Consider the following 12151-nt stretch of genomic DNA (forward strand, 5'->3'; position numbering starts at 1 on the left):
GGGAGGGGGCCGGACGTGGGACGCCTTGTGCCTGCCGTGACCCGGGCTCTCGACATTCTTGAGCTCTTCCTGGACGGGGACGGGACCCTCTCCGCCCCCGACATAGTGCGCAAACTCCAGTTGCCGCGGACCACCGTGCACGAACTGGTGACCACGCTCGCCGCCCGCTCGTACATCGTGCCCGTACCCGGACAGCCCGGACGTTACCGGCTCGGCGTGCGCCCGTACCAGCTCGGCAGCCGCTACGCCGAGCAGCTCGACCTCGCCGCCGAGGGCCAGCAGGTCGCCCGGTCCGTCGCCGAGACCTGCGACGAGACCGTCCACGTGGCGATCCTCGAAGGCACCGACGTCATCTACATCGCCAAGGTCGACTCCACGCACGCGGTCCGCATGGTCTCCGCCGCGGGCCGCCGGCTGCCCGCGCACTGCACCTCCGTCGGCAAGATGCTGCTGGCCTCGCTGCCGGAGCCGGAGCTGTCCGCGCGCATCCCGGACGACGCCGACCTCGTCCGGATGACACCGAACAGCATCACCGACCCGGACGCGCTGCGCGAGGCCCTCACCGAGATCCGCGCGCGCGGCATCGCCGTGGAGAACCGCGAGTCCAACCCCGACGTCTCCTGCGTCGCGGCGCCGGTCCGCGACCGCACCGGCCAGGTCGTCGCGGCGCTCTCCATCTCCGTGCCGATGATCCGCTGGAGCGACGAACGCCTGGACGAACTGGAGCAGCTCGCCGCGAAGGGCGCCGCGGAACTCTCCGAGCGCCTCGGCCACCGGAGCGTGGCATGACGACGACGGCGCACACCACGTACGAGGTCGCGGTCGCGGCCGAGGCGACGCTCGGCGAGGGCCCGACGTGGGACGCGGCGACCGGCCGCCTGCTCTGGATCGACATACTCGGCTCCCGCGTCCACACGTACGACCCGGCCACCGGGCGCCGTACGGCCCGTACGACGGACCAGCACGTCGGCGCGGTGAAGCCGCGTGCGAACGGCGGACTGGTCCTCAACCTCCGGGACGGCGTGGCGCTCCTCGACCCCGACGACACGTTCCGCTGGCTGCACCGCGAGCCGGTGCCCGGCCGCCGCGCCAACGACGCGGCCGTCGCGCCCGACGGCTCGCTGTGGGCCGGCACGATGCGCTACGACGAGGCGGTGGGCGGGGGGACGCTGTCGCGGGTGGGGGCCGACGGGGCGGTGACGACGCTGCTGCCGGACGTCACGGTCAGCAACGGGACGGGGTGGAGCCCGGACGGCCGCCTCGTCTACTACGTCGACACCCCGACCCGCCGGGTGGACGTCTTCGACCACGACGGCGGACTCCCCCGCAACCGGCGTCCGTTGGTGACGATCGAGGAGGGCGCCGGGTTCCCCGACGGGCTGACGGTGGACGCGGACGGCTGTGTGTGGGTGGCGCTGTGGGACGGGGGTGCGGTGCGGCGGTACACGCCGACGGGTGAACTGGACCGGGTCGTCACCCTGCCCGCGCCGCGTACGACGGCGTGCGCGTTCGGCGGCGCCGGGCTGACCGACCTGTACGTCACGACGGCGCGCGTGGGGTTGGCTGCGCCGCGGGCGACGGATGGGGCGTTGCTGGTGGTTCCGGGGGTGGGGAGGGGCGTGGCCCAACCGGCGTTCGCTGGGTAGGGGGTTGTGTTCGGGGGGTGCGGGGTCGTGTTTCGACTGCGGGTGTGTGGGGGTTGATCGCGCCCGCGCGGCGGAGCCGCACATCGGCACTGCCCCGCGCTCCTTTGGGGCGCTGTGCTGGGCGTCGCTCAGGCAGTCGGCGGCCGACAACGGCCGTAGTGGGGGCGGTCTCGCTGGTGTAGGAAGGGGGTGTTCGGGTGTCGATCGGTGAGGGGCTTGGCGTGTCGGGTCTGTTTCCGGGGCTGGTGGGCGAACGGGTCGCGTTGCGGTTCGGGGGGCGGTCGCTGACGTACGGGCAGCTCGCCGGGGCGGCCGGGGCCGTCGCCGGGCGGGTGCGGGAGGCCACGCGGATCGCCGTGTGGGCGACCCCGGAGCTGGAGACCGCCGTCGCCGTCGTCGGCGTCCTGCTCGCCGGCCGGGCGGCCGTCCCGCTCAACCCCAGGTCGGGCGAGAAGGAACTCGCGCACATCCTCGCGGACAGCGCGCCGACGGCCGTACTGGCCGCGCCCGGCGTCGAGCTGCCGGCCGCCCTCGCCGGTCTGCCCCGTATCGACGTCGACGCGCGGGCGGCGGGTCCGGTGCCGGAGGACGACTCCGCCGAGTCCGACCCCGCCCTCGTCGTCTACACCTCCGGCACCACCGGCCCGCCCAAGGGCGCCGTCATCCCCCGCCGGGCCCTCGCCGCGACCCTGGACGCGCTCGCCGACGCCTGGCAGTGGACCGGTGAGGACACCCTCGTCCACGCCCTGCCGCTCTTCCATGTGCACGGGCTCGTGATCGGGATCCTCGGGCCGCTGCGGCGCGGTGGTTCCGTCCGGCACCTGGGGCGGTTCGACACCGCCGGCGTCACCCGTGAACTCAACGACGGCGCGACCATGATGTTCGGCGTCCCCACCATGTACCACCGCATCGCTGAAGCCCTGCCCGCCGACCCCGAGCTGGCGAAGGCGCTGGGCCGGGCCCGGCTGCTGGTCTCCGGTTCGGCCGCGCTGCCCGTCCACGACCACGAGCGGATCGCGGCGGCCACCGGGCGCCGGGTCGTCGAGCGGTACGGCATGACGGAGACCCTGATGAACACCAGCGTGCGGGTCGACGGTGAGGCTCGCGCGGGCACCGTCGGCGTGCCGCTGCCGGGGGTGGAGCTGCGGCTGGTGGAGGAGGACGGGACGGCAATCACCGAGTACGACGGGGAGAGCGTCGGCGAGATCCAGGTGCGCGGCCCGAACCTGTTCACCGAGTACCTCAACCGGCCGGACGCCACCGCCGCCGCCTTCACCGCCGACGGCTGGTTCCGCACCGGTGACATGGCGGTGCGGGAGCCGGACGGCTACGTGCGGATCGTCGGCCGCAAGGCCACCGACCTGATCAAGAGCGGGGGTTACAAGATCGGGGCCGGGGAGATCGAGAACGCGCTCCTCGAACACCCCGGGGTGCGGGAGGCCGCCGTCACCGGGGAGCCGGACGCCGACCTGGGCGAGCGGATCGTCGCCTGGATCGTCCCGGCGGATCCGCAGTCACCGCCCCCGGCCGAGGAGCTGGCCGGCCATGTCGCCGGTCGGCTCGCCCCGCACAAACGCCCGCGCGTGGTCCGCTACCTGGGCGCCCTCCCCCGCAACGACATGGGGAAGATCATGAAGCGGGCCCTCGGTGACCATGCCTGAGCGGCTCTCCGCCCGGCAGTTCCTCGACCTCGTCACCGACCCCGGTACCTTCACCGAAATCCCGTACCCGCACAGGGAGTCAGGGCCCGACGGCCCGCTCGGCTGGCAGGGTTACGACGCCTCGCGCGCCCGCGCCGCCGCACGCACCGGCGAGCAGGAGTCGGTCGTGGTCGGCACCGCGCGCGTCGAGGGCACGGCGGCCGTCCTGATCGCGTTCGAGTTCGGGTTCCTCGGCGGGTCGCTGGGCGAGCGGACCGGGGACCGGCTGGAGGCGGCGTACGGCCACGCCCGGGCGCACCGGCTGCCGGTCGTCCCGCTGGTCGCCACCGGCGGCAGCCGGATGCAGGAGGGCATGCTCGCCCTGTCCCAGCTCCAGCGGGTGGCACGGCAGTCGGCGCTCACCCGCGAGGCGGGGCTGCCGCAGGTCGCGGTCCTGCGGGACCCGACGACCGGCGGCGGCTGGGCCACCCTGGGCGCGGGCGCCGACGTGATCCTGGCGCTGCCCGGCGCCCAGGTCGGTTTCGCGGGCTCCCGGGTCCGCCCACCGGACGCGGACCCGGCCGCGTACACGGCTCAGGCCCAGCTCGCGTCGGGGGCGGCGGACGCCGTGGTGCCCCTGGCGGAGCTGAAGGCATGCCTGGGGTTGTGGCTGCGGCTGCTGACCTCCCCCTCCGCACGGCCCGCCGAGCCGCCGGCCGCCCTCGGCGACGCCCGGCTGCCCGGCACCGGCTGGGCGGCCGTCGAGCGTGCCCGGGACCCGCGACGCCCGCGGGCCGGTGCCTACCTGGACGCCTATTTCACCCGCCGGGTCGCCCTGGTCGGCGACCGGTGCGGGGGCGCGGATCCGCAGGGGATGCTGTGCGGGTTCGGGGAGCGGGACGGCCGTGGCGTCGCCTTCGCCGCGCAGACCGGCACGGCGACCCGGCCCGCCGGGTTCCGCACCGCCGCCCGGCTGATACGGCTCGCGGACCGGCTGGGGATCCCGGTGCTGACCCTCGTCGACACCCCGGGCGCCGCCAACGACGCCGAGGCGGAACGGCAGGGCGCGGGCGCCGCGATCGCGGAGCTGTTCGGCGCGGTGGCCGCCGCCCGTACACCGGTCACCACGCTCGTCATCGGCGAGGGCGGCTCCGGCGGGGCGCTGGCACCGGCCGCCCCCGGCAACACCTGGGCCACACCCGACAGCTACTTCTCGGTGATCGCCCCGGAGTCGGCGGCGGCGATCCTGAAACGGCCCCCGGACGCGGTCGAGGCCACCGCGGACCAGCTGCGCATCCGCCCCCAGGACCTGCTGGCCCTGGGCGTGATCCGCGGCATCGTGCCCACCGCCCCCTGACCCGGAGCACCGCCTCGGCGACCACGCCCCCGGCCCGCCCGGACGACAACACCGGCAGGACTCACCGGGCCGCTCCCGCCCAGACCCGCCCCCAAGCCGCACCACCAGCCCGGCCGCTCCCGCCGAGATCCGCCCCGAGCGGCACCGACCTGCCGCGTCGCCTCCATCGACACCACCCCGGTCCACGACCCTCCGCCCCTCCCCGGTGCCGTTCGTTGCCGAACCCCCCATTCAGCGGCGCCCCGCCCGGCCCCCTCCCGCAGGCGCGCCGCCGGTATCACCCAGAGGATGCGAAGGAAGCCGTCGTCCGCCGTCCCACGGCCCGCGCACTCGGGAGGATCGCCGTGACCGTCAGTCTGGAGCAGTTGCGCCGCTGCCATTTCGCCGTCGATCTCGGGGCCGCCCGCACCCGGGTGTACGTGAAGGGCATGGGGCTGGTCGTGGACCAGCCGTCCGTCGCCGCGATGAACACGCGCACGGGTGCCCTGATCGCCGTGGGCGAGTTCGCGGAGCAGATGACGGGCCGTACCCCCGACTACATCCGCGTGGTGCGTCCGATCTCCGGCGGCACGGTCGTCGACATCGAGATGGCCCAGCGGATGCTGCGGCAGTTGATCGGCGACCGGACCCGCCGCATGCTGCGCCGCAAACCCCGGCTGAGGGCCGCCGCCTGCACCCCGCACGACGCCGACCCGCTGGCGCAGCGGGCGACCATCGAGACGCTGGTGGGGCTCGGCGCGCGGCGGGTCGAGCTGGTCGACACGCTGATCGCCGCGGCCGTGGGGTGCGGGCTGCCGGTGGACCGGCCGGAGGCGACCATGATCCTCGTCTGCGGGGCGGCCGCCACACAGGTGGCCGTGCTCTCCCTCGGGTCGATCGTGCGCGCGGAACGGATGCCCGTCGGCGGTGAGTCGGTGGACCACGCGATCGTGCAGCTGCTGCGCCACGAGCACGAGCTGATGCTGCCGAGTCAGGCGGTACGGCCGTTGCAGCTGGCCCTCTCGGAGAACGGGCTCACCCCGCACGGGCCGACGTCCACGGAGATCCACGGCCGGGACGTGGCCACCGGCCTCGCCCGCAGCGTGCAGGTCGACACGGCGGCCGTGCGGGACGCCATCCAGACGCCCCTGACCGCCGTCCTGGACGGGATCGGCAAGGTGCTGCGGGACTGCCCGCCCGACCTGGTCGCCGACCTCGCCGACCGCGGGATGGTCATGGTCGGCGGGTCCGCGCTGCTGCCCGGCTTCGACCAGCTGCTGCGGCAGGCCACGGGTATGCCGGTGCACATCGCGGAGCGGCCGGACGTGTGCGCCGTCCAGGGCCTCGGGGAGATGCTGGAGGGCCGCATCGAACCGCTGCTGCTCGGCCCGCAGTCCCGCTGAGGACCCCTCAACCCGGCGTGGGTCGCTGTCCCGGTGCATGCCGGGGCCGAGGCCGGCCCTGGGGCGCTGTTCGCTAGCATCCCTGAGCATGACAATGCGGGGGTACCGATTAGGTGTGGTGGCGGTGCTGGCGGCGCTCTGTGTCTCCGGTACAGGAGGGCCGGAGGTCATCCGTACGGCGTCGGACCTCGGCCCCCTCCCGGCCGACCGCTACGACTACACGCCGCAGGACTACCAGCGATCGCATCGGGCGTCGGCGTTGCTGGTCCGGCAGTGCATGGCGGAGCACGGCCACCCGGACTTCCCGCTCGACCCCCGCTATCCCACCGACCCCCTCGTCGCCACCGCGGTCGGCACCGACTACGGTGCCCTGGACCTCGACGACGCCCGCCGCTGGGGCTACGGCTGGGACCCGGCAAAGTCCCAGGTTCCGCGACCGGCGGGCCGTCGCATGACCGGTGCCGAGTACGCGGACTACCCCGCCTGCAACGCGGAGGCGAGCCGACGGCTGATGCGCGGCATCGACGTCAAGCGGGACTGGCTCTACGCAAGTGCACGGTCGGCCGAGGTCGACAAGGCGGTCAAGCGCGACCCGCGCCTGCGTGCGGCGTGGGACGTGTGGTCCCGCTGTGTGGCGGACCAAGGATTCACGCGCTATCCCGACCCCGGGGCGGCGTACACGGACACCGCCTGGCGGCGGGGCAGCGACGGCAACACCCGGCACACGGCGCGGGAGCGGGCCACCGCCACCGCGGACGTCACCTGCAAGCGCCGCCACCGCACGGCCGAGCTCTGGCACGCTGTCCGGGTGCGGAAGCAGGCCGTGGACATCTCCCGGCACCGTGCCCGCTACGCCGCCGGGTTGCAGGCGCTGCGGACGTACCGTGCCAACGTCGCCGAGGTGCTGCGGACGCTTGGGTAGAGCGGGGCACCGACGCAGCACTGCAGTCCCGCGACTGTTCTCGGACAAGGACGTCGGTGGGGAAGTCCGTGGGCGTGCGGCGCTGTCGGACACCCGTGTGAGCCGATGCGCCCCCTGCACGCCCGGTCACCCCTCGGTTAGGCTGTACTCACCCAAGGTGACGGAAGGGGACGTTCCGTGACAGCCGATATCGCCGACCGCCCGGCCGAGGCGGCAGTGCTCCCCCGACTCACCGTCACCCGGATCGGTGTGACCGGGCACCGTACGATCCCGCCGTCCGTGCTGCCCTTCGTGCGCACCGCCCTGCGGCTCCAACTCAGCCGGACGGACGTGGCGTTGGAGGCGCTCAGCTGTCTCGCGGCCGGCGCGGACCAGTTGTTCGCGGACCTCGCCCTCGCCCACGGCGTCCCGGTGACGGCCGTGATCCCGGGCATGGACTACGAGGCCCATCTGGGCGACGACGCGGCGCAGGCGTCGTACCGCAGGATCCTGCGGTCCTGCGCGCGCCGCGTCGACCTGCCCGTCCAGCCCACGCACGAGGAGGCGTACCTCGCGGCGGGCCGGTGGGTCGTGGAGCACTCCGACGAACTGCTCGCCGTGTGGGACGGCCGTCCGGCGCGCGGGCTCGGCGGCACCGGTGACGTGGTGGCCTACGCGCGGCGCACCGGGGTGCCGGTGACGGTGCTGTGGCCGGACGGGGCGCTGCGCGACTGACCGCGCCAAGGACCCGCCTCAGGTGCCGAACCGCACCAGCCACTCCGTGTGGGCCGGGGACATCAGGCGCTCCGCCTCCCCGACCGCCTCGGCCCAGCCCGCCTGCGTGACCGTGGTGGACATGGCGATCCGGGCGGTCTCCAGGTCCTGTTCGATGAGCGAGTGCGCGTACGTCAGCGGGCCGTGCCGCCGTACCTCCTGCCAGGCGACGCCCGCCGCGGCGGCCGCACTGAGCAGGCCCGCGAGGTCCGCGCCGCTGAGCAGGCCGACGGTCCGCAGCAGGGCGGCGGCCAGGGCGAGCAGGGTCAGCGCGGCGGTGACGGCCGACCAGCGGGCGGCGGCGCGGTGGGCCCGGGAGGCCCGGTTCTTATACCAGACCGTCTGCTCCAGGAGCCGGTCGCGCAGATAGAGGTCCCGGCGCGCCGCGAACGACTTGGCGCGCTCCGCGCGCATCCGCGACGTGATCTGGCCCCGGCCCCGTTCCCCGGCCCCGTCGCGGGAGTCCTCCCAGCCGCAGGCGCGCAGTTCGCGCAGCCGCTCCTCCAGGCGCTCCGCGAACACCGCGTCCGGGTCGGCGACATCGGAGTGGAAGGGACCCCCGTGCACCATGTACTGCCAGGCCAGCGACTTCAGCAATTCGGCGGCGGCCCGGTGCGCCTGCCAGTGGGCGCGGGACCGCCGCCGCGAGGTGTTCAGGCCGAGGACTATCGTCAGCGCGTACAGCAGCGCCGCGAGCACCGCCATGACGTGGCCGGTCGCCTGCTCGGTCAGGACGGCGGCCGTGGTGGCCAGCAGCAGCACGAGCAGATGCGTCCGCACGGACCGGAACGAGTCACTCTGGTGGCGCAACGCCCACTGGTCACTCACCTGGAACAGCGGTGGCAGATCCCGTTCGTCCAGCGTGGTGCTCGGTACCGGAGTGGTAGCGGCCCCCATGACGCCCCCCGAATGCCCTGCGCGCCCCCGAAGGCTTTCGCGCGCCCCCGAAAAACAGGTCTGAGACATCAATGAGTACGGAAACCCGGTCCGTGCACAAGAGGTTCGCACGGCATTCCTGGTATAGGGTCCGCACCATCGGGACCAGTCTCGGTTCCGCGAGCCCGAACCGGAGCGACGAAACAATCATGACGACCACCTCGACGCAGTTGCGCAACCCGGCGCCGGCCGCCCGGCACACCCCCCTGGCGGACATCGACCCGTACGCGGCCTCCACGGCGCGCGACACGGGCCGCGTGACCGACGCCCCCGACCACCGTTCGAGCCGGTCGGTCACGTTCAACTCGGCGGCCTGACCGGGCAGCACGCCACGGGAACGTCACCCGGACGTGGGTGCGTCGGCCCCGGCGCGCGCCGCCCGTACCCACGTCAGTGCGCTGACAGTGCGTCAATGTTCCTCGCAGTCATGCCGTTTGGGGCCCGTCGGGGGTGGGAAGTCTGACAGACTGCCTCCGGTGACGATCCAGTCGCCCGACAGCCCACCCCTGAGACAGCTGGTCCTCAAGATCCACAGCAGGTGCGATCTGCTCTGCGACCACTGTTACGTGTACCAGCACGCCGACCAGAGCTGGCGGTCCCGCCCTACCTTCATCCGTCCGGAAACCGTCCGTGCCGTCGCCGGGCGGCTGGCCGAGCACACGCAGGCACGGGCGCTGGAATCCGTCTCGGTGATCCTGCACGGCGGGGAGCCGCTGCTGGTCGGGCCCGCCCGGTTACGGGCCATCTGCGCCGAGCTCACCCGTGCCCTCGCCCCGCTGACCGCCCTCGACCTGCGCATGCACACCAACGCGGTCACCCTGAACCGGCGGCACCTGGACGTCTGCCGGGAGTTCGGGGTCCACGTCAGCGTGTCGCTCGACGGCGACCGCGCGGCCAACGACCGGCACCGCCTCGACCGCAGGGGCCGCAGCAGCTTCGACCGGGTGGTCCGCGGCATCCGGCTGCTCCAGGAACCCGAGTACCGCCACCTGTTCAGCGGGATTCTGTGCACCGTGGACGTGGCGAACGACCCCGTCGCCGTGCACGACGCCCTCACCGAACTCGCCCCGCCGCGGATCGACTACCTGCTTCCGCACTCCACCTGGGACAGCCCGCCGCCCCACCCGGACAAGGCCGCCACCGCGGACGGGACCGCCACCCCGTACGCCGACTGGCTGCTCGCGGTCTTCGACCGCTGGGAGGAACAGGGCCGCCCGATGCCGGTGCGGACCTTCGACTCGGTGCTCAGCACCCTGCGCGGCGGGCCGCCCCTGACCGAGGCGATGGGGCTGGCGCCCAGCGACCTCGCCGTGATCGAGACGGACGGCACCTTCGAACAGGCCGACTGGCTGAAGATCGCGTTCGCCGGGGCGCCGGAGACGGGGTACGACGTCTTCCGGCACGGCTTCGCGGAGTTCGCCGCGCACCCCGGGGTGCGGGCACGGCAGCAGGGGGTCGAGGGGATCAGCGAGACCTGCCGCCGCTGCCCGGTGGTGCGGTCCTGCGGCGGCGGCCTGTACGGGCACCGGTACCGCGCCGAGAACGGCTTCGACAACCCCAGCGTCTTCTGCGCCGACCTGCGTGCGCTGGTGGAGGGCGTCGCCGACCGGGTGACCGACCGTTCCTTCGCCCCGGCCGTGCTGAGCCAGGACCGGCTCGGCTGGGCGCAGCTGGAGCTGGACCGGTTGCTGCTGCGCCGGACCCGGCAGCAGCTGGTGGCCGAGCCGGACGCGGCGGAGGCCTGGCGGCTGCTGCTGGCCCTGGACGCCGACCCCGAGACCGCCCCACGGCTCGACGAGGTGCTCGCCCACCCCTATGTGCGCACCGGCCTCAGGCGCTCCCTGCGCGGCCCCGCGGACACGGCCCGGTTCATGTCGCTGGCCGCCGCGGCGGCCCTGCGCGCGGGACGGTCCGCCACGCTGTCCTGGGACCAGCCCGGCACCCGGCTGCACCTGCCCACCTGGGGTACCTACCGGCTGGCCGCCCCCGGCCGCGTCGAGGTGACCGTGACGCCGGACGCCTTCCGGGTACGCGGCGCCGGCGAACGGCCCGCCGGGGACGACGGGGGCAACGGGAAGGGCGAGGGCAACGGGGACGGCTGGGTCCGGCTGGACGAGACCCCCGCCGCCACCCGCTGGCGCCCGCTCGGCCGGCTGCTGGCGCAGGACGGCCCGCTCGTCGACGACGCCGACCCCTACCGCGACTGCTATCCGGCCACGGTCGCCCCGCCGCTCGCGAGCGGCGACTTCCTGGAGCGGCTCGGCCGGGCCTACGAACTGCTCGACAAGGACGCGTCCGGCCCGCGCACCGACCCGGACGCGTTCCGGCCCACCGTGCTCACCCCGCTGGAGGCGGGCAGCGGACTGCTGCTCGGTGCGCACGGGTTCGGGGCGCTGGGCGTGGCGGTGGACGTGACCCCGGAGGAGTTCGCCCGGGAACTCCCGCGCATCGGGCGCCGCGCCAGGCTCACCGCCCTGCGCGAGACGGCCGACCTGCACCGGCCGGGCAGCCCCGCGGGCGACCTGCTGGACCGCGCGGACGACGAGCTGGGCCGTCGGGCGTACCCGGAGGCGGCCCGCGCCCTCACCGCGCTCACCCTGCTGCCGGAGTCCGAACTGACGGTGACCGGAGCCGTGCTGGTGGCCCGGATGTGGTCGCAGTGGGCGGGCCGCCGTGACTGAACAGCCGTGCGCCACCGCGGGCGACGCGGCACGGGAAGCGGAACTGACCGACCTGTTCGCCTCGTTGGGTGTGCGGCGGGGCGGGGTGCTGATGGTGCACGCCTCGCTGAGCGGCACCGGGGCCGCCCCGGAGCTGGTCCGGGACGCGCTGCGGGCCGTGCTCGGCCCCGCGGGCACCCTGGTCGTGCCCGCGTTCACGCCGGAGAACTCCGACACCTCCCGGGCCTACCTGGAGGCCGTCGCGGGCATGACCGAGCGGGAGGCCGCCGAGTACCGCGCCGCGATGGCGCCGTTCGACCCGGACGCCACCGAGTGCCCGACGATGGGCGCGCTCGCCGAGTGCGTGCGGTCGACGTCCGGTGCCGTGCGCAGCGCGCATCCGCAGACCTCGCTCGCCGGACTCGGCCCGCTGGCACCGAAGTTGCTCAGGAGGCACCCGCTGCGCAGCCACCTCGGCAGGCTCTCCCCGATGGCGCGGCTGTACCGTGCCGACGCGCAGATCCTGCTGCTGCGGGTCGGGTTCGAGGTGTGCAGCGCGTTCCACTACGCCGAGTACCTGATGCGGCCGAGGCCGCCCCGGCGCGTCTACCGGTGCGTGGTCGGGGACAAGGGGAACTGGATCCCTTACCGGGATCTCTCCCTGGACGACAGCGACTTCGGCGAGATCGGCGCCCGGCTGCCGGGCGGGCTGCGCACCGAGGCCGAGTGGGCGTCGAAGCCCGTCGTGCTGTGCTCCATGCGGGACGTGGTGAGACACGCCAAGGGTCAGATGTCTGGATATCGACGGGCTTTGGCCTGAAAACAGTGAACCGGTAGCGGGGTCCTTCGGGCACA

At 74.2% G+C, this 12151-nt stretch carries 11 protein-coding genes; 10 read left to right on the top strand and 1 reads right to left on the bottom strand.

The genetic code is table 11. From position 1 onward, the window contains the following. Positions 1-15: 15 nt before the first annotated feature. From ABZ646_RS06250 to ABZ646_RS06280, 7 genes are all read left to right on the top strand, one after another. Positions 16-789 (top strand): IclR family transcriptional regulator, encoded by a 774-nt coding sequence (locus tag ABZ646_RS06250; protein WP_360513516.1) that lies wholly within the window; start codon positions 16-18, stop codon positions 787-789. Beyond that, the gene (locus ABZ646_RS06255) at positions 786-1646 is read left to right on the top strand and encodes an SMP-30/gluconolactonase/LRE family protein (protein ID WP_360513482.1); all 861 of its coding nucleotides are present in this window, start codon (positions 786-788) and stop codon (positions 1644-1646) included. Before ABZ646_RS06250 ends, ABZ646_RS06255 begins: the two co-directional genes overlap by 4 nt. Positions 1647-1867: 221 nt before the next feature. Next, on the top strand, positions 1868-3307 hold the full coding sequence (locus ABZ646_RS06260) for an acyl-CoA synthetase (RefSeq protein ID WP_360513484.1): 1440 nt from the start codon (positions 1868-1870) through the stop codon (positions 3305-3307). Next, on the top strand, positions 3300-4643 hold the full coding sequence (locus ABZ646_RS06265) for a carboxyl transferase domain-containing protein (protein ID WP_360513518.1): 1344 nt from the start codon (positions 3300-3302) through the stop codon (positions 4641-4643). Before ABZ646_RS06260 ends, ABZ646_RS06265 begins: the two co-directional genes overlap by 8 nt. Positions 4644-4987: 344 nt before the next feature. Then, complete coding sequence (locus ABZ646_RS06270; RefSeq protein ID WP_360513486.1) at positions 4988-6025, top strand: rod shape-determining protein; 1038 nt, start codon at positions 4988-4990, stop codon at positions 6023-6025. A gap of 88 nt (positions 6026-6113) precedes the next feature. Then, entirely contained in the window at positions 6114-6947 is an 834-nt protein-coding gene (locus tag ABZ646_RS06275; RefSeq protein WP_360513488.1) for a hypothetical protein, read from the top strand. 177 nt (positions 6948-7124) lie between these two features. Next, a complete protein-coding gene (locus tag ABZ646_RS06280) occupies positions 7125-7661 on the top strand; it encodes a hypothetical protein (RefSeq protein WP_360513490.1) in 537 nt (178 codons plus the stop codon). Between the two features lie 18 nt (positions 7662-7679). On the opposite strand, the gene ABZ646_RS06285 is transcribed toward ABZ646_RS06280, so the two are convergent. Then, on the bottom strand, positions 7680-8597 hold the full coding sequence (locus ABZ646_RS06285; RefSeq protein WP_360513492.1) for a DUF4231 domain-containing protein: 918 nt from the start codon (positions 8595-8597) through the stop codon (positions 7680-7682). Positions 8598-8785: 188 nt separating this feature from the next. Between ABZ646_RS06285 and ABZ646_RS06290 the strand changes: the two genes are divergently transcribed. From ABZ646_RS06290 to ABZ646_RS06300, 3 genes are all read left to right on the top strand, one after another. Next, entirely contained in the window at positions 8786-8953 is a 168-nt protein-coding gene (locus tag ABZ646_RS06290) for a hypothetical protein (protein ID WP_360513494.1), read from the top strand. Positions 8954-9112: 159 nt separating this feature from the next. Continuing rightward, the gene (fxsB, locus tag ABZ646_RS06295; protein ID WP_360513496.1) at positions 9113-11317 is read left to right on the top strand and encodes a radical SAM/SPASM protein FxsB, inactivated metallohydrolase extension form; all 2205 of its coding nucleotides are present in this window, start codon (positions 9113-9115) and stop codon (positions 11315-11317) included. A gap of 91 nt (positions 11318-11408) precedes the next feature. After that, positions 11409-12116: an AAC(3) family N-acetyltransferase gene (locus ABZ646_RS06300; RefSeq protein WP_360513520.1), complete on the top strand. Its 708-nt coding sequence runs from the start codon at positions 11409-11411 to the stop codon at positions 12114-12116. Positions 12117-12151: the final 35 nt, after the last annotated feature.

The sequence above is a fragment of the Streptomyces sp. NPDC007162 genome (assembly GCF_040634175.1).
Classification (GTDB): Bacteria; Actinomycetota; Actinomycetes; order Streptomycetales; family Streptomycetaceae; genus Streptomyces.

What these genes read in the sequence shown, in the direction of transcription:
- ABZ646_RS06290 (WP_360513494.1), top strand. Translation starts at nt 8,786, where the DNA reads ATGACGACCACCTCGACGCAGTTGCGCAACCCGGCGCCGGCCGCCCGG.
- ABZ646_RS06300 (WP_360513520.1), top strand. Translation starts at nt 11,409, where the DNA reads ATGGTGCACGCCTCGCTGAGCGGCACCGGGGCCGCCCCGGAGCTGGTC.
- ABZ646_RS06265 (WP_360513518.1), top strand. Translation starts at nt 3,300, where the DNA reads ATGCCTGAGCGGCTCTCCGCCCGGCAGTTCCTCGACCTCGTCACCGAC.
- ABZ646_RS06255 (WP_360513482.1), top strand. Translation starts at nt 786, where the DNA reads ATGACGACGACGGCGCACACCACGTACGAGGTCGCGGTCGCGGCCGAG.
- ABZ646_RS06285 (WP_360513492.1), bottom strand. Translation starts at nt 8,597, where the DNA reads ATGGGGGCCGCTACCACTCCGGTACCGAGCACCACGCTGGACGAACGG.
- ABZ646_RS06275 (WP_360513488.1), top strand. Translation starts at nt 6,114, where the DNA reads ATGACAATGCGGGGGTACCGATTAGGTGTGGTGGCGGTGCTGGCGGCG.